The sequence below is a fragment of the Mycobacterium sp. P4_H6 genome, assembly GCF_056400845.1.
Window position 1 is genome coordinate 44,828 of record NZ_JBFUKN010000026.1, and the last position, 15,272, is coordinate 60,099.

The following is a 15,272-nucleotide window of genomic DNA, read 5'->3' on the forward strand; positions in this document are numbered from 1 at the left end:
GATGACGTCATATCTGCGGAACCCGCTGACCATCGCGTGGGCACTGCTCACCGCGATCACCCTGGTGTCCTGGCTGGCGGCACGCGACACCGGTTCCGCGCACGTCCTCAACGCGGCGGTGACGGTGGTGGTGCTGGTCATCGCCGCGGTGAAATCGCAGTTGGTGATCTGGTATTTCATGGAGGTCCGGCACGCACCGCCGTGGCTGAAGGCGGCCACCACCGGTTGGGTGATGACCCTCTTCGCACTGCTACTGGGGCTGTACTTCGCCGGGGTGTGACGCTAGTCGCCGGGGCCGGACAACAACTTCCCGGCAGCCGCCTCGAAACCACTGCCCGCGAGGTCGCCGAAGATCTGCTCCAGGGGCAGCGCCTCGCCCTCCAATTCGCGTAGCCAGCGCTCCACGAACTCCAGCGTCTCGGCATGCCCGGCCGACATCCCCAGCGCCTGTTCCATCACCAGCGCCCAGGACAGGCTGGTGCCGATGACGGCCCACACCACCGGCGGGACATCGCCGGGGTCCACTCCGTAGCGCTCCAGTGCTGCGGACATGGCGACCCGCTGGTCCTCGCGGAAACGCTCGGCGTAGTAGCTGATCTCCGCGCGCAGCTCCTTGCGGTGGTTGGCCAGCCCCATGAATTCCATGGTCAGCCGAGTGGACTCCTGATCGGCGCTGAACAGCCAGATGGCCCGCAGTGGCTGCGCCGATTTCAGTGCGGCCTCCAGCACCACCAGTCCCTGCTCGGCGCGGCGACGGAACACCGCCAGGAACAGGTCGTCCATGGTCCGGAAGTAGTAATGCACCAACTGGGGTTTGAGGCCGGCCCGCTCGGCAACCCGCCGCGAGGTGACCGCGGCGTAGCTCTCGTCGATCATCAGCGCCTGCGCTGCGTCGAGCAGCACTCCCCGGTTCTTGGCATCCGGCGCCCCGATCCTGCGCGCTGTGGACATCACACTCCACCTTCAGCTCGACACTTCTCCGGTACGTCCGCACGGCCGCCCACCGGATCGTATCGACTCGCCGGTTGTGACCTTGACCACGACTCTATCCACATGCTAAGCAGGTGCACAGCACTTTCAACGGCATTGCTTCCGCCGGAGTTTTCCACCCGCCGCAAGACAACGCCGAAACACCACCCCACCCACAGCCCGGGAGATCGACCTACATGAGTGAATACGCGACGCTGGACTTCCTCACCGACCAGTCGCTGGTTCCGAACCCATATCCGTACTTCGACTACCTGCGCGAACAGAATCCGGTACTGCAGGTGCCGCCGTGGGGTTGTTACGCCGTCACCGGGTACGAGGAAGCCGTCGCGGTCTACAAGAACACCGATGCCTTCTCAAATGCGGTCGCGCTGGGCGGGCCGTTCCCGCCGCTGCCGTTCACGCCCGAGGGCGATGACATCTCCGAGCAGCTCGAGGCGCACCGCCACCTGCTGCCGATGTTCGAGCACATGGTCACCATGGACCCGCCCGATCACACTAAGGCCCGTTCGCTGCTCAACCGACTGCTCACGCCGCGGCGTTTGAAGGAGAACGAGGACTTCATGTGGAAGCTGGCCGACGTCCAGCTCGATGAATTCCTCGACAACGGCCGGTGCGAGTTCCTGGCCGAATACGCAAAGCCTTTCTCGCTGTTGGTGATCGCCGACCTGCTCGGCGTCCCCGAGGAGGACCACAAGCAGTTCCGCACGGTGCTCGGTGCCGACCGCCCCGGTGCCCGAGTGGGTTCCCTGGAGCAGGAGACCGTCGCGGAGAACCCGCTGCAGTTCCTGGACGACAAGTTCATCGCCTACCTCGAGGATCGGCGCGCCACCCCGCGCGAGGATGTGCTGACGTCCCTGGCAACTGCGCTCTACCCCGACGGCTCGGTTCCTCCGGTCATCGAGCCGGTGCGGTCGGCGACCTTCCTCTTCGCCGCGGGCCAGGAGACCACCACCAAGCTGCTCAGCGCCGCGATGCGGGTGCTGGCCGAGAATCCCGAAGTACAGCAGCAGCTGCGCAACGACCGCAGTCTGATCCCGACGTTCATCGAGGAATCGCTGCGACTGGAGAGTCCGGTGAAGTGCGATTTCCGGTTGGCGCGCAAGACAACCGAAGTCGGTGGTGTGGTGATCAAGGCGGGCGCCCCGGTGATGGTGCTCCCCGGCGCGGTCAACCGCGACCCGAAACGCTTCGAGAATCCGCACGAGTTGCGCCTGGACCGCAAGAACGTGCGCGAGCACATGGCCTTCGGTCGCGGCGTGCACTCCTGCCCGGGTGGACCGCTGGCCCGGGTCGAAGGCCGCGTCTCGATCGAGCGCCTGCTGGACCGGATGGGCGATATCACCGTGGACCCGGAGAAGCACGGTCCCGTCGGCGATCAGAACTTCAACTACGAGCCGACCTTCGTGCTGCGCGGGCTCACCGAGCTCAACATCAACTACACGCCACTGCGGTAGTCCCCCTCACGACTTCGGCGCGTTCCCGTAGTTAAGGGAACGCGCCGAAGTCGCTTCTGGAGGGTGAGGCTATCCGGCGGGCTTCATGTAGAACGGCATCTCGATGACCGGCCACTGGTTGCGCCCACAGGAGCCGCTCGGCCCAATCGTCTTGTCGAATCCGGTGTACTCCTTGGCATCCCCATCGACGTGGCCGTTGGCACCGACTGGGTAGAACTTGTAGGTCTGGAAGCCTTCCACGGGAACACCGTCGGCACAGAACCGCCAGTTCGGTACCTTGCGCTTGACGTACCAGAGTCCGTTCGTGGTGTAGATCGGGGCGCTCCAGCCGGCGTCACTGTTCACCGTGCCGGTGCAGTCCGATGGGGAGACACACTGCGTCGAGATGGTCCAGGTGCTGCGCGTGGAGGGCTGGTCCTCATAGCGCTGATTCAACTGTGCCCAGTCACCGTTGGACGATGTGAGGAACGTTCCGTTGATCCCCCACTGCGGTTCGGGACCCAGCGGGTCGGCACTGACCGGCGATGCCCCTCCGAGCGCGATGAACGTCGCGGAGGCAATGACCGCGCAGACCTTACTGGCCGACATTGAACCGCTCCTCTACTGCGATAGTGGCATTCTCTGTTTTGGAGAATAACAGCGACGGATGCTCCGGCCTCACGTATCCAGCAGATCCCGAGGACGCGACCGCTCGCGGCCAAGCGAGCCGAGATCCCTTGTTGGAGCAATCTTCTCCAGATAGAAGAATTTCGTTTCCAAGTGTGCAAGAGTAGGAACTGTGCGCGTGACAGTTTGGGCGACCAGTGCGCTGATCGCCGCCGGAGTGATGGTGACTCCGCAGGCCAATGCCCCGCAGGCGATTGCACAACCGCAAACCTGCAACGACGCCTTTTGCACGCCCGGAATCAATCCCAACGCCATCCTCGGCAACACCTGCTCCAACACGACGTACTTCGTCTTTGGTGTCGACGCCCGAAACGGCTGGGGCCGACTGGTGTTCTGCGGTTCGCCGCGCCGCTACGAGCCGCGCTGGTTCCGCTCGCCGCCGATGATGGGCATCCGTGACGAGAACAGCCTGTGCATCAACGAGAACAACGCTGTGGCCCAGGCGCCCGATGGCCTGTTCCTGAGCTGCGTGGCGATGAACGGCGACACGCGCTGGCGGCGCGGGGATTCCTGACACGCGCCCTACCAACTCCGCAGTGAGCACAGCGCGCCCTTGGGGCCGCTATTGGTCTTGAGCACCACACCGTCGACGGCCAGCGTGCAATAGATGGTGGGCGGTTCCAGATTTGGGGACTCGCCGCTCTGGGCGGTGACCATCGCCCACATGTCCGGATCGGCCAGCATCGCATCGAACACCCACGGGTGCTCGGGTGCGACCTCGACCTGCGCGCGGGGACTGAACTCATACGGATTGTGGCTGTAGTCCGACCAGGTCGGCGGATCGGCCTCTCGGTAGTAGATGTCCACGAAGAACGGCGAATCCGCCGTCACGATGTACTGCACGTGCCGCAACGGTGGCGGCGGAGGTGGCGGTTCGGCCGCTGCCGGCGCAGCGGTGACGACGGCACCGCACAACATCGTCAGCGCGCCCCAGATCGGCAATTCACGACGCATCGTCACATCCTCGTCAGGTTGAACGGATAGGTCAGCGACCCGCCGGGTGCGCCGTCGCAGCCCGCGGCGAAGCTGGAAACCATCTCACCGGCCAAAGTCGTTGCATCCCAGGAATACACATCGTGTGTCGGGACCGTCGGGCCGTAGTAGATGTTCCCGCAACGCAGACCGAACGGGTCATCGATGGTCATCGTCCACCGACCGTCCACCAGGGTGGCGTTGGYGTGGGTGTACTCCGCCTTGGCCACCGGCTGCGGGATGGTGAGGATGTTGATGCAGTCCGGTATGAGGGTGCGATCTTCTTCCTCACAGGGAGTAAGCGCCGACCATATCCAAGTGTGGAAATCGCGCCGGTCCGGGATGTTGACCCCGTAGTTTCCCAGATACATCGTCGCCGACGCCGGCGGTGCGACACCGACGGCGAGGGCAACGCCCACTGCGCCGACCACGGCGCCGGCCTTCATCGAAGTCATCGGATGCCTCCTACCCCTCATGTCGGCATCAGGTCCTGCCACGACGATGCGGTGTTCACCAGGTCGGTCTGCCGGTACAGGTGACCGTCGGCGCCCATGTACTCGCCGGTGCGCGGGTTGTACTTGGCCACGGCCATCGACGGACCCTGTGCGCCTGCACCGTCGAAGGCACTCGGCGCAGCGGCGGGCGCGGGGACATCCGGTGGTGGCGGCTGAGCTCCGCCCTCGGGCACCTTGACGTAGGTATCTGGGAATTGCGGAACTTGGGTGGCCTGTGGCAGGTCACCGGGAGCCAGCGGCACGGCGCTGTAGTCCGGTTCCGGCGGCGGCAATTGACCGACCACCGGCGGCTCGGTGTAGAGCGGCCGGCCGGGCAGCAACGGTCCGGGCGGCATACCCGGGTAGCTGGCAGGTGGCTCAGCCGCCGGGGGCGGCCCCGGAAGTGACATGTTGACACCCGGAGGTAGCGGAGTGCCCTGCAGCGGCCCGTAGATGTTCTCGTCCGGCAGCACGCGGTTGTCCGGCGGCACACCCTGCGAGATCAGGTTGGGATCGATCGGGTACGGCCCCAGCGCGTGCTGGCGCTGTGCGAGCGGCACGAATCCACGTGGGTCGTTGCACAGTTCGACGGTGGGTGCGCGCTTGCCGGGGTACGCCTGGCACGGATAGTTCCGGGCACCGCGGACCGCGATCGGCGAGTCCTGGGGCAGCTTGCAGTAGATGTTGTCCGGTGTGTCGATGGTGGTGGTGTCGGCGGGAGAACGCCAGGCAGACGGCGGCAGGAACCCGACKGTGCACGACGGCGGGTCGCCGAGCCCCAGCGAGAAGTCGCCGTTGGGCAGGCCGGTGGGGTTGTTGGTCGGCGCGTACGTCTGAATCTGGGAGACGTACGGGGGCAACAACACCAGCAGCTGCTCCAGGGACTTGTTGTAGGTGACGCCGATCTGCCCGATGGTGGTCAGGTTGGCCAGCAGCACCGGTAGCGTCGGCTTCAGATCGTTGAGCAGCATCGATGTCTCGGACGCGAACCCCGGTCCGTTCTGCAGGATCGACCGGACATGGATGTCGTTGTCCGCCAACTGATCCGTGATTCCGGCCAGGCTGGACGCCCAGGTTCTGGTCTGCTCGGTGGTTTGCGCCTGAGCCTGCAGGAAGGGTCCGGAGTCGTCGACCAGGGCGCGGAACTGATCGGAGACCCCGTTGAAGTCCTTGGTGATGGTTTCCGCGGAGTCCAGCAGCGAGCCGAACGCATACCCGGTGCCGTTGAAGGCATCGTACGTCGAGTCGAGCAGCTGGCTGAACTTGTCCTGCGGGATCGTGTCCAACAACTCGCTGACCTGATCGAGCATCGGGCCGACCTTCTGCGGCAAAACGGTGTTGTCCTGGGTGATGACCGAACCGTTCTTCAGAAACGGTCCGGAATCTGTGCGGGGCAACAGCTCGACGAACTGCTCACCGACGGCCGACATGCTGCGCACCTCCGCCTTGAGGTCCGCCGGGATCTCCGGCGAGGTCTCGAGCGACAGTGTGGCTTCCGCTCCCCTGTCGGTCAGCTCCACGGCGGTGACCTTGCCGATCTCCGAACCACGATAGGTGACGTTGCTGAAGCGGTACAGACCTCCGGTGGCCGGCAGCTCCACCTTGACGGTGATGCGTCCCAAGCCCAACAGGGTGGGTACCTGCATGTAGGAGAAGACCATCACCGAAACGCCGATCACCGACGCGATGGTGAACAGGATCAGCTGGATTCGAACGAACCGGGTCAACATCAGCGACCTCCAGCAGACGGCGTGACAGGTGGATTACCTTGTGGCCCATACGGTCCCGCGAAGATGGGCGCAGCACCGCCGGACATCGGCACGGCGACCTGCAACGGTCCACCCACCGTGCTCACCGGCGGGGTGAACGGCAATACCGGCCCCGTCGGCAGCGGCGGCGGTGGCGGCGCGGCCGGCGGCTCGCCCGGATTGATGATCTGCGCCGGCGGCGGTTCGATGCCGGTCTTGAGCGGATCGTAGGTGTAGTTCAGGTACGGCGGATCACCCGGCGCCGGAACCAGTTGCAGACCAGACTCGCCCCAGCGCGTGCCCAGGAACGTCGTGCGCTTCAGACGCGGCACCGTCAGGTCGATGGTGGCGAACAGGTTGTAGTAGTCGCCGCGGATCGCGCGGTCGATGAAGCTCTGGGTGAAGGGGAAGTGCACCGCGTACTCAAGAACGTCGGGAAGCTGCTTGCCCACATCGGCGAGCGCCTTGATGGCGGGTTCCAGATTCTTCAGGTTCCGCACCAGATCGGCCTGCGACTCGTTGGCGAGCCGGCTCGCCGTCGTACCGAAGGTGCCGAGCTTCTCCAACGCAGTCACCAGCCTCGGACGTTCCTTGATCAGCACATCCATCGCGGGCGGGATCTTGTCCAGGGCCCGGGTGATGACATCACGCTGCCCGGCGAAGGTGGACGACAGCCGATTCAGCGACTCGATTGAGGCCACGATGTTGCCGCGCTGTGCGTCCAGCACGCCGACGAAGGTGTCCAACCGGGTGATCAGGCTCCGGATTTCGGTCTCGCGCCCGCTGACCGCGGCGCTGAAATTGTGGATCACATCGCCGATCTGGCCCAGCCCGCCACCGTTGACGACGGCCGCCAACGATGCCAGCGTCTGCTCGGTCGACGGATAGGTCGACGAATCGGCCAAAGCCACAGTGGAACCCGGGGGCAACTTGCCCTCGGGCGACTCACCGATCGGCGGATTCAGTGCCACGTGCATGGAACCCAGCAGGCTGGTCTGGCCCACACTGGCGACAGCGTTGGCAGGTATGACCACGTCGGGCTTCACCGACACCTCGATGACGGCGTGCCAGTCCCTCACCGAAAGGCTGCGGATGCTGCCGACCACGACGTCGTCGAGCATCACGGGCGAATTCGGCTCCAGCGTAGCCACATTGGCGATTTCCACCTGGTACACGTGCGCGTCCGCCCCTCTACCGACGGCACCGGGCAGCGGCAGCGAGTTCACACCCTGGAAGGCGCAGCCGGAGCTGGTGATGGCCACGCACACTCCGACGGCCACGATCGATCGTCTGCCTCTCATGCCGGTGGCATTCCTTCCGCTGGCAGCAACGGTGCATCCGCTGCCGGTGGCGGCGGCGCATCGGGTGCAGGACCGGGTAGCGCCCCTGCCGGATTGAGCATGTCGCGCAATGACGACGGCACATTGGGCGGCAGCACCGACACCGGTGGAGCACCCGGCAGCATCTGCTGCGCACCCGGCGGCGGGGTTCCTGGCGGCCGGCCGGTGAAGGGTGGCGGCGGCGGAGGCCCACCGTTGTACGCCGACAGGGTCGGCGGCAGATCCGGTGCTTCCGGAGACCCACCGCCGCCACCGGGCGCCAGTCCGGGCTCGGAGTACATGATGTCTTCCGGTGCGGCCGAGGGCATCAGGTAGGGCGCGATCGGGAACGGCAGATGATTGAAGTTCAGCAACCGCAGCGCGGGGCCCAGATACTCCGCGCACAACTTCCCTGTCTCCGGTGCGGTCACATTCTCCACCGCGCCGATTGCCGCGCAGATGAACTGGACCGGGTCGGAGAAGTTGTTCAACACGAACTGGCCGACGGCACTGCCGGTGGACGGGTTGTAGATGTTGTAGCCGTTCAGGAACGCGTTCGGCGCGATGTGCAGCACGTTCTCCAGATTGATCTTGTTGTCGACCAGGTTCTGGGTGACGTTGGACAACCGCTGGACCTGCTCGGAGGTCTGGTTGCGGCTACCTGCGACGAAACGCTGCACCTCGGTGATGGCCACCGAGAGTTCTTTCACCAACGCATCGATATCGTCCCCGCTGCCGTTGACGACGCTGGTCAAGGTGGCGAGCCGGTTCTGGAATTGCACCACCTGCTGGTCACTGTTCTTCAATGCGGTGACGAACTTCTGCAAGTTCGTGACGATGTCGACGATGTCACCGCTGCCCTCGGCGAGAACCCGTGCCACCCCGGACAGTTCGTTGATGGTGTCGCGCAGCTTCGGGCCGTTGCCCTCCAAAGCGTTTGCGGCACTGTCGATGAACCGGGACACCGAGGTGCCGTCGACCCCGCTCTGCGGACCGAGGTCGGTCGCCAGCCGGGTGAGCTGCGTCTTGACCTCGTCCCATTCGACGGGAACCGCGGTGCGCTCCAACGGGATCACCGCGTCATCGGGCAATGTCGGCCCGTTGGACCGATAGGCCGGGGCCAGCTGGACATAACGCGCCGCGACCAAGTTGGGCGCCACGAGCACCGCTTTCGCGTCTGCGGGAATCTCGACGCCGTGATCGACTTTCAGCGTCAACCTGGTCTGGGTGCCTTCCGGCTCGATCGACTCGATGGTACCCACGACGACACCGGAGACCCGGACCTCGTCGCCCGGGTAGACGCCGGTGGCGGTCGTGAACAAGGCCGAGATGGTGCGAGGCCCGAAGTACAACTCACGCGCCAGGAAACCTGCACCCACCACCAGCGCTGCCACGACAGCAACGGCCAGGATTGCCGAACGTTTGCGGTTCATCAGCGCGAACCTCCCGGAATTCCGTTGTAGGGCAGCGGTAGCTCGGCACGCGGACCCGCATTGTCCGGCGGCTGTCCCGCGTTGACGCCGCGCCGGAACCCGAACGCGTAGTCGATGAAGGGCTGCAGGATTTGGGCTGGGTTCAGGTTCGGCACGAAGGCGTTGTAATAGGGGCCGTTGGCCAATGTCTCGGCCTGGGACAACATGAACTTCTTGATGTTGGGCAGTGAGCTGGAAATGTTGTCACGGTTCTTCTCCAGCACCTCGGTGACCGCGTTCAGCCGCTCCAGGGTGGGTGCCAGCTGTGCCTCGTTGTCGGCGACCAGCCCGGTCAGCTGCTGCGAGACCGCCGTCGTGCTGGCCAGCAGGTCCACGATGGCCCCGCGGCGCTCGTCCAGAACTCCGAGCAGGTCATTGGCGTTGAGGATCAACGAATTCAGCTGTGTGCTGCGCTCACCGAGCACCACGGACACCTCGCTCGCGCTCTTGAGCAGGGCGGCCAGATCCTCGTTGCGACCGTTGATCGACTTCGACAGTCTGCTCAGACCGTCGAAGGTGGGGCCCAATTGCGGGGCGAGCTGGTCGATGGTCGCCGACAAGGTGTCCAGCGACTGGTTGAGCTGACCCGTGTCTGTGCCGGCCGTATTGATGGTGAGATCGCTGACCGCATCGGTGAGCGAATACGGCGAGGAGGTGCGCGATGTCGGAATGACATCGTTCTGGCTGAGTGTGCCGCTCCCCGCCGACTCGAGGGTCAATACCCGCTCGCCCAGCAGCGAACCGGTCCGGATGTGCGCCGTGGTCTGCGAACCCACCGGGTACTTGCCCGCAGTCGTGAACTTGACCAGTGCGTCCCCGTTCTCCAGCGACACATCGGTGACCGACCCGATCTTGATACCCGACATGGTCACGTCGTTGCCGACGGCGATGCCACCGGCCTCGGTGAACAGCGCCTGGTAGCGCACCGACGTGGCCCACTGGATCAGCTTCTCGGGCTGCAGCCCGACCGAGATGACGAGCACGATCAAGACCACGCCCATGACGCCGGCCTTGATGAGATTGGCTCCGCGGTATTTCAGCATCAGGGCTCCCCGCACCTTCCGGATTCTTGTTTGAGCACAGGGAACACCGCAGTACGGCCTTGTAGGTCGGTGACGCGGACCGACATCCCGCAGATGTAGTACATGATCCAGCTGCCGTAGGAGCCCAGACGCGCGAGCTTCTTGTAGTTATCGGGGGCCTTCTGCAGTCCGGCATCGAGGGTCGCCCGGCCGTCATAGAGCAACGGAGCCATCCGATTGAGCTGGTCGACAGTGCCTTTCAGCGGCGGTCGGGCCTCGGTCAGCAGGCTGGCGATCGACGATGTCCCGTTGTCCAGGGCGGAGATGGCGTCACCGATCGGGTCGCGGTCCTGCGACAGTCCAGTGATCAGTTGTTCGAGCCGGTCGATGGTCGCCGAAAACTTGTCACCGTCCTTGGCCAGCGTGTCCACCACACTGTTCAGGTTGGTGATCAGCTCCTGGATGACCTCGTTGTTGTCGGCCAACGTATTCGAGAATGACGAGGTCTTGGTCATCAACGAGCTCAACGAGTCGCCCTGACCCTGCAGGATCTGGATCAGCGATGTCGTCAGCGCATTGACATCCTGCGGGTTGAGTCCCTGGATCACCGGGCGCAGGCCGCCCAGCAGCAGATCGAGATCCAGTGCGCCCGCGGTGCGGTCCTTCGGGATCTGTGAGCCCGCCGGGAGCGGCTGGGTGGATCCCGGGCCGTCGATGAGCTCCAGGTAGCGATCGCCCACCAGGTTCAGGTAGCGCACCGCCGCCTTGGTGCCGGTGGTCAGCCCGATGGTCCGGTCGGAGTCGAAGGACACCAGCACCGACCGGTCGGGCTGCAGCGCCACCTCGTTGACGGTGCCGACCCGGACACCGGCGACGCGCACCGAATCACCGGCCTCCAGCCGGGACGCGTCGTTGAACACCGCCGAATAGCCGTTGGTGGAACCGCTGCGGTACTGACCGAATGCCATGAACAGGAACGCGGTGAGGAGCACCATCACGGTGGCGAACACCGCGAACTTGATGAGAGTGCTGGTCGCGCGCGTCATCCCGGCTGTCCTACCTGTGTGGTGTTGCGCGGCGGACCGTCCAGCGGGCCGAACAACATCTGCTTGAGTCCGTCGGAGTTGAGCAGGATGCCCTGGTTGCCGTACTGCCACGGGTTGGCATCGGTGTCGGTGACGAGATACTTCGCGCGGTTTCCGAATCCGATGTAGGGCAGCCCCATGCAGTTCGGTCCGCCCTTGGCGGCCACCTTGGGCAGGTTCTGCGGGTAGCGGTAGCGCTCGATTCCCAAGGTGAAGGCCACGTTGACCAGCACACCCGGATCGGGCAGCGGCGGTTGGTTGTGCACGAACAACATGCCTTCGAGCGCACAGTTGAGCCCGGGTGCGTACTCGTTGAGCAGGTCGGTGGTCGGGGCCAGCAGCCGCAGCACCTCGCTCAGTGCGGGTTGGTTGCCGCCCAGCACCTCGTTGCCGATATCGGCCAGCCCGATCATGCTGACCAGGAAGGCGTCGAGGTTCTGCTCCTCGTCGACGATGCTCTGGCTGATCTGCGTCGTATTGTCCAGCGTCCGAAGAAGGTCCGGGGCCGCGTCGGCGTAGCCGCCGGCGACGACAGCGGTGTTCTCGATATCGCGCGCCATGTTGGGCAGGCTGGGTTCCAGCTTGGCCAGCAGCGCCTCGAAATCGCTGAGCGTCTGCCCCATCTTCTCGCCGCGGCCGCCGAAGGCCTCCGACATGGCTCCGAGCGTCTCGTTCAGCTTGGTCGGGTCGATCTTGTCGAGCACCCGAGTGAGCTGCTGGAAGACCGTGTTGATCTCGACCGTGACGTGCTGGCCCTCCAGCACCTGTCCGGCATACATCCTTGCCGCGGACGGGTTCTCGGGGGGCAACAGCTCCACGAATTTCGCCCCGAAAACGGTCGAGGACGCGATGTCGGCGGTGACGTTGGACGGGATCAGCTTCAGCTGCGCGGGGTTGATCTCCAGTTTGAGTTCGGCTCGTCCATCCGGGAGCGCCTCGATCGCGGCGACCTTGCCCACCTCGACACCATGCATCTTGACCTTGGCGTCGGGGTTCATCACCAGACCGGCGCGGTCCGAGATCAGCGTGACGGGTTCACTCTTGGTGAAGTCTCCCCGGAACAGCGCGACCGACAGCCCGATGATCAGCCCGATCACCACCACCGTGACCAGGCCGGCCACGGCACTCTTGTTGGTTTGCTTCATCGACCGTTGCCCCTAGCCCGACAGGTTGAAGTTGCCGTTGGAGCCGTAGATGGCCAGGGACACCAACAGCGTCACCGATACCACCACGACCAGTGAGGTCCGCACCGCGTTGCCGACGGCCACACCGACCCCGGACGGTCCGCCGGTGGCGAAGAACCCGAAGTAGGTGTGGATGAACAGCACCGCCAGCGCCATCAGAATCGCTTGCAGGAACGACCACAACAGGTCGATCGGGTTGAGGAACGTGTTGAAGTAGTGCGAGTACAGCCCGCCGGACTGACCGAAGAGCACCGTGGTGGTGAACTCACTGGCCAGGAACGACAGCACCACCGCGATCGAGTACAGCGGGGTGATCGCGATCATGCCCGCCACGATCCGCGTCGACACCAGGTATTCGACCGGCCGGATCGCCATGGCCTCCAGCGCGTCGATCTCCTCGTTGATCCGCATCGCGCCCAGTTGCGCGGTCACACCGGCGCCGAAGGTGGCCGCCAGCCCGATCCCGGCGATCACCGGTGCCGCGATGCGCACGTTGATGAACGCGGACAGGAAGCCCGTCAACGCCTCGATACCGATATTGCCAAGGCTCGAATAACCCTGCACGGCAAGGGTGCCGCCGGTGGCGAGGGTGAGGAAGCCGACGATCACCAGCGTGCCGCCGATCATCGCCAGCGCTCCGGCGCCCATCGAGATCTCCGCGATCAGCCGGATGACCTCACGCCGGTAGTGCATCGCGGCCAGCGGTATGCCCTTGACCGCTCGGGCGTAGAACAGGGTGTGATCACCCAGCGATGCCAGCGACACGACCGGGCGCTTGAAGCTGCGCGCCAACCGCGGGTAGGTCGATTTCAGTACTGCGACGTTGCCCATGTGATCAGCTGTCCGTCAGCTGGATGCCGATGGCAGTGACCACCACGTTGACCACGAACAGAGCCATGAATGCGTACACCACCGTCTCGTTCACCGCGTTACCGACGGCTTTCGCGCCGCCGCCGCTGATCGTCAGTCCTCGATAGCAGGCGATCAATCCGGCGATCAGACCGAACAGTCCGGCCTTCACGCAGGAGATGATGACCTCCGGCACACCGGTCAGCAGCGTGATCCCGGCCGCGAAGGCGCCGGGGTTGACGTCCTGGACGAACACCGAAAAGAAGTAGCCGCCCAGGATGCCGATGATGACCACCAGGCTGTTGAGCAGGAATGCCACCAGTCCCGAGGCCAGCATGCGGGGCGTCACCAGCCGCTGCACCGGGTTGATGCCCAGCACCTCCATCGCGTCGATCTCCTCGCGGATGGTGCGCGACCCCAGATCCGCGCACATCGCCGTCGCGCCCGCGCCGGCCACGATCAGCACGGTGACCATCGGGCCCACCTGGGTCACCGCGCCGAATGCCGCACCGGCACCGGACAGGTCGGCGGCGCCCAGCTCGCGGAGCAGGATGTTCAGCGTGAACGAGACCAGCACGGTGAACGGGATGGCCACCAGCAGTGTCGGTCCCAGTGCCACCTTGGCCACGAACCAGGCCTGCTCCAGGAACTCGCGCCAGAAGAACGGTCGCTGAAAGAGGTACTTGACCGCGTCCGCACTCATCGCGAACAGGCCACCCACGGCCTGCATCGGTCCCGAGGCGTTACGCGCTATCGCGATTCCGGGTGTCCAACGGTCCGGACCCTTACCTACCATGCCCACCGGGTCCTTCCAAGATCGTGACTGCTGCAACTGCTGTCGGGCCGCCTACGTTGTGCGCCAACGCGACTCGGGCTCCATCCACCTGGTTGAAGGCCTCGCCGCGAAGCTGCTGAAACAGCTCAACGCACTGTGCCACACCGGTGGCACCCGGTGGATGCCCTTTGGACTTCAAACCTCCACTGGGATTCACCGGCAGCGCTCCCCCGACGCTGGTGACTTCCGCCTCGACGAGTTTGTACGCGTCGAAGCGGTCAGCAAAGCCAAGATCTTCATAGCTGATCAACTCGATTCCGGTGAAGAAATCGTGGACTTCGGCGACATCAATATCCTTTGGCGTCATATTTGCCATTCCGAAGGCCTGCTTGGCGGCCCGGACGGTCGCCGGGAAGGTGGTCAGGTCCTCTTTGTGTTGATGCATCACCGAATCCAGCCCCAGGCCGACACCGCGAATCCAGACCGGCCTGTCGGTGAAACGTTCCACCACGTCCTCGGCGGCGATCACCAGAGCGGCGGCACCGTCACTCTGCGGCGCGCAGTCGTAGACGTGGAAAGGGGTGACCACCACCGGTGCCGCCATGGCCTGCTCCAGAGTGATCTCAAACCGTAAGCGGGCCTTGGGGTTCGTAACCCCGTGCCGGTGGTTCTTGACCGCGATCATGGCCAGGTGTTCGCGGGTCGCCGGTGACTCGTGCAGGTAGCGGCGCACGTGCAGGGCGAAACCCGCGGGCGCCACCAGGCCCAGCGGGTAGTCCCAGGCCTTGTCGCGCGCCATTGCCTCCCACTCCCACAGCATGTCCGCCGAGGTGGTGTCGCGCAGCTTGTCGGCCCCCATCACCAGCGCCACGTCGAAAGCCCCGGAGGCGACCGCGAACAGCGCATTGCGCACGGCGTCGTTACCGGTGGCACAAGAGTTCTCGACACGTGTCACGGGAATGTCGGGCAGCCCCAGAGTGTCGGCGAGGATCCCTGCCGGGAACCCGTCGGCGGTACCCATCGAGCCGTACCACGCTGCCCGGAGGTCGAACTTGTCCAGGCCCTTGTCGATGCTGCGCACACAGTCGGTGAACGCCAGTGGCAGCAGATCCTTGAGTCCGAGCGCGAAGTGCTCACCGAAGGTGGTCATTCCCGCGCCGACGATGGCGACGTTTCTCATGACCTCCCCTCGGTGCCGGCAGGGATAGTATCGAATGGTTTACGGTAAAGGTGGCGATATTC

General features: G+C 64.8%; 16 protein-coding genes. 3 read left to right on the forward strand and 13 right to left on the reverse strand.

All coding sequences use genetic code 11. The annotated features are described in order from the left end of the window. The first annotated feature begins 1 nt into the window (after position 1). Entirely contained in the window at positions 2 to 280 is a 279-nt protein-coding gene (locus tag AC1DTF_RS13300) for a cytochrome C oxidase subunit IV family protein (protein WP_477474372.1), read from the forward strand. 2 nt (positions 281 to 282) lie between these two features. On the opposite strand, the gene AC1DTF_RS13305 is transcribed toward AC1DTF_RS13300, so the two are convergent. After that, positions 283 to 951, reverse strand: a complete 669-nt coding sequence (locus AC1DTF_RS13305; RefSeq protein ID WP_477474373.1) for a TetR/AcrR family transcriptional regulator — start codon at positions 949 to 951, stop codon at positions 283 to 285. Between the two features lie 215 nt (positions 952 to 1,166). Between AC1DTF_RS13305 and AC1DTF_RS13310 the strand changes: the two genes are divergently transcribed. Next, on the forward strand, positions 1,167 to 2,444 hold the full coding sequence (locus tag AC1DTF_RS13310) for a cytochrome P450 (RefSeq protein ID WP_057169455.1): 1,278 nt from the start codon (positions 1,167 to 1,169) through the stop codon (positions 2,442 to 2,444). A gap of 69 nt (positions 2,445 to 2,513) precedes the next feature. Here AC1DTF_RS13310 and AC1DTF_RS13315 read toward each other — a convergent pair whose 3' ends face one another. Continuing rightward, positions 2,514 to 3,032 carry an Rv2253/PknI dimerization domain-containing protein gene (locus AC1DTF_RS13315; protein WP_477474374.1) on the reverse strand — a complete coding sequence of 173 codons (519 nt, stop codon included), beginning with the start codon at positions 3,030 to 3,032 and terminating at the stop codon, positions 2,514 to 2,516. 190 nt (positions 3,033 to 3,222) lie between these two features. Here AC1DTF_RS13315 and AC1DTF_RS13320 point away from each other — a divergent pair, with 190 nt between their 5' ends. Next, positions 3,223 to 3,624, forward strand: coding sequence for a hypothetical protein (locus AC1DTF_RS13320; protein ID WP_477474375.1), 402 nt, complete (start codon positions 3,223 to 3,225; stop codon positions 3,622 to 3,624). Between the two features lie 8 nt (positions 3,625 to 3,632). On the opposite strand, the gene AC1DTF_RS13325 is transcribed toward AC1DTF_RS13320, so the two are convergent. From AC1DTF_RS13325 to AC1DTF_RS13375, 11 genes are read right to left on the reverse strand one after another with little or no spacing between them, the layout of a single operon-like run. Then, positions 3,633 to 4,064, reverse strand: a complete 432-nt coding sequence (locus AC1DTF_RS13325; protein ID WP_477474376.1) for a hypothetical protein — start codon at positions 4,062 to 4,064, stop codon at positions 3,633 to 3,635. A gap of 2 nt (positions 4,065 to 4,066) precedes the next feature. Beyond that, complete coding sequence (locus AC1DTF_RS13330) at positions 4,067 to 4,537, reverse strand: hypothetical protein (protein ID WP_477474377.1); 471 nt, start codon at positions 4,535 to 4,537, stop codon at positions 4,067 to 4,069. Between the two features lie 17 nt (positions 4,538 to 4,554). Further along, positions 4,555 to 6,306 (reverse strand): MCE family protein, encoded by a 1,752-nt coding sequence (locus AC1DTF_RS13335; protein WP_477474378.1) that lies wholly within the window; start codon positions 6,304 to 6,306, stop codon positions 4,555 to 4,557. After that, positions 6,306 to 7,625, reverse strand: a complete 1,320-nt coding sequence (locus tag AC1DTF_RS13340; protein WP_477474379.1) for an MCE family protein — start codon at positions 7,623 to 7,625, stop codon at positions 6,306 to 6,308. Before AC1DTF_RS13340 ends, AC1DTF_RS13335 begins: the two co-directional genes overlap by 1 nt. Then, the gene (locus tag AC1DTF_RS13345) at positions 7,622 to 9,076 is read right to left on the reverse strand and encodes an MCE family protein (RefSeq protein ID WP_477474380.1); all 1,455 of its coding nucleotides are present in this window, start codon (positions 9,074 to 9,076) and stop codon (positions 7,622 to 7,624) included. Before AC1DTF_RS13345 ends, AC1DTF_RS13340 begins: the two co-directional genes overlap by 4 nt. Further along, the gene (locus AC1DTF_RS13350) at positions 9,076 to 10,158 is read right to left on the reverse strand and encodes an MCE family protein (protein WP_477474381.1); all 1,083 of its coding nucleotides are present in this window, start codon (positions 10,156 to 10,158) and stop codon (positions 9,076 to 9,078) included. The genes AC1DTF_RS13345 and AC1DTF_RS13350 overlap by 1 nt, the downstream gene beginning before the upstream one ends. Continuing rightward, positions 10,158 to 11,183 (reverse strand): MCE family protein, encoded by a 1,026-nt coding sequence (locus AC1DTF_RS13355; protein ID WP_477474382.1) that lies wholly within the window; start codon positions 11,181 to 11,183, stop codon positions 10,158 to 10,160. The genes AC1DTF_RS13350 and AC1DTF_RS13355 overlap by 1 nt, the downstream gene beginning before the upstream one ends. After that, on the reverse strand, positions 11,180 to 12,367 hold the full coding sequence (locus AC1DTF_RS13360; protein ID WP_477474383.1) for an MCE family protein: 1,188 nt from the start codon (positions 12,365 to 12,367) through the stop codon (positions 11,180 to 11,182). The genes AC1DTF_RS13355 and AC1DTF_RS13360 overlap by 4 nt, the downstream gene beginning before the upstream one ends. Before the next feature lie 12 nt (positions 12,368 to 12,379). Beyond that, the gene (locus AC1DTF_RS13365; protein WP_477474384.1) at positions 12,380 to 13,237 is read right to left on the reverse strand and encodes an MlaE family ABC transporter permease; all 858 of its coding nucleotides are present in this window, start codon (positions 13,235 to 13,237) and stop codon (positions 12,380 to 12,382) included. Positions 13,238 to 13,241: 4 nt separating this feature from the next. Further along, positions 13,242 to 14,051, reverse strand: coding sequence for an MlaE family ABC transporter permease (locus tag AC1DTF_RS13370; protein ID WP_057169980.1), 810 nt, complete (start codon positions 14,049 to 14,051; stop codon positions 13,242 to 13,244). Continuing rightward, positions 14,041 to 15,210 carry a thiolase C-terminal domain-containing protein gene (locus tag AC1DTF_RS13375; RefSeq protein ID WP_477474385.1) on the reverse strand — a complete coding sequence of 390 codons (1,170 nt, stop codon included), beginning with the start codon at positions 15,208 to 15,210 and terminating at the stop codon, positions 14,041 to 14,043. Before AC1DTF_RS13375 ends, AC1DTF_RS13370 begins: the two co-directional genes overlap by 11 nt. Positions 15,211 to 15,272: the final 62 nt, after the last annotated feature.

Bases quoted from the DNA above. Each gene is read 5' to 3' on its own strand.
- AC1DTF_RS13305 (WP_477474373.1), bottom strand. From the start codon at position 951: ATGTCCACAGCGCGCAGGATCGGGGCGCCGGATGCCAAGAACCGGGGA.
- AC1DTF_RS13325 (WP_477474376.1), bottom strand. From the start codon at position 4,064: ATGCGTCGTGAATTGCCGATCTGGGGCGCGCTGACGATGTTGTGCGGT.
- AC1DTF_RS13365 (WP_477474384.1), bottom strand. From the start codon at position 13,237: ATGGGCAACGTCGCAGTACTGAAATCGACCTACCCGCGGTTGGCGCGC.
- AC1DTF_RS13345 (WP_477474380.1), bottom strand. From the start codon at position 9,076: ATGAACCGCAAACGTTCGGCAATCCTGGCCGTTGCTGTCGTGGCAGCG.
- AC1DTF_RS13350 (WP_477474381.1), bottom strand. From the start codon at position 10,158: ATGCTGAAATACCGCGGAGCCAATCTCATCAAGGCCGGCGTCATGGGC.
- AC1DTF_RS13300 (WP_477474372.1), top strand. From the start codon at position 2: ATGACGTCATATCTGCGGAACCCGCTGACCATCGCGTGGGCACTGCTC.
- AC1DTF_RS13355 (WP_477474382.1), bottom strand. From the start codon at position 11,183: ATGACGCGCGCGACCAGCACTCTCATCAAGTTCGCGGTGTTCGCCACC.
- AC1DTF_RS13340 (WP_477474379.1), bottom strand. From the start codon at position 7,625: ATGAGAGGCAGACGATCGATCGTGGCCGTCGGAGTGTGCGTGGCCATC.
- AC1DTF_RS13310 (WP_057169455.1), top strand. From the start codon at position 1,167: ATGAGTGAATACGCGACGCTGGACTTCCTCACCGACCAGTCGCTGGTT.
- AC1DTF_RS13315 (WP_477474374.1), bottom strand. From the start codon at position 3,032: ATGTCGGCCAGTAAGGTCTGCGCGGTCATTGCCTCCGCGACGTTCATC.
- AC1DTF_RS13375 (WP_477474385.1), bottom strand. From the start codon at position 15,210: ATGAGAAACGTCGCCATCGTCGGCGCGGGAATGACCACCTTCGGTGAG.
- AC1DTF_RS13360 (WP_477474383.1), bottom strand. From the start codon at position 12,367: ATGAAGCAAACCAACAAGAGTGCCGTGGCCGGCCTGGTCACGGTGGTG.
- AC1DTF_RS13370 (WP_057169980.1), bottom strand. From the start codon at position 14,051: ATGGTAGGTAAGGGTCCGGACCGTTGGACACCCGGAATCGCGATAGCG.